Source organism: Achromobacter sp. GbtcB20, assembly GCF_019091095.1.
Taxonomy (GTDB): Bacteria; Pseudomonadota; Gammaproteobacteria; order Burkholderiales; family Burkholderiaceae_B; genus Achromobacter; species Achromobacter mucicolens.
The window spans coordinates 1-615 of record NZ_JAGXJZ010000160.1 but is presented as its reverse complement, the minus strand read 5'-3'; the positions used below and the strand labels follow the sequence as shown (position 1 = coordinate 615).

The window sequence follows — 615 nt, the reverse complement described above, 5'->3', positions numbered from 1 at the left end:
GGCCTGGTCGACCGTGTCGCGCAGGGCGAGGACGCCGCCGCCGCCGGCATCGCCTACGCCAGGGAGCTTCTGGCAGCCGACGCCCCGGTGCGCCGCACCAGCGAAGCGCAGGCCCTGGCCAACCGCGAGGAACAGCGCGCCGCCATCGAGGCCGCACGCGTCGAGACCGCGAAGAAATCCCGCGGCCTGTTCTCGCCACTGAAGATCGTCGATGCGGTGCAGGGCGCCCTCGACCTGGGCTTCGACGAAGGCCTGGCGCTCGAGCGCAAGCTGTTCATGGAATGCCTGGACAGCCCACAGCGCGCCGGCCTGGTGCACGCCTTCTTCGCCGAGCGTGAAACGGCCAAGTCGCCGGAAACGCGCGAGGCGAAACCGCGCGCGGTCGCCAGCGTCGGCATCGTCGGCGGCGGCACCATGGGCGCCGGCATTGCCGTCGCCGCCCTGGACGCCGGCCTGCCGGTCACCATGATCGAGCGCGACGAGGAAGCGCTGGCGCGCGGCCGCAAGAACGTCGAAAAAGTCTACGACGGCCAGGTCAAGAAGGGCCGCATGACGGAAGACGCCAAGGCCGCCGTCATGGCGCGCTGGAACGGCTCGACCCAGTACGATGCGCTG

General features: G+C 71.1%; 1 protein-coding gene. It reads left to right on the top strand.

The window, feature by feature from the left end:
• Window positions 1-615: 3-hydroxyacyl-CoA dehydrogenase NAD-binding domain-containing protein (locus KVT32_RS28335; RefSeq protein ID WP_254637053.1), on the top strand; the 615-nt coding region annotated here is incomplete at both ends.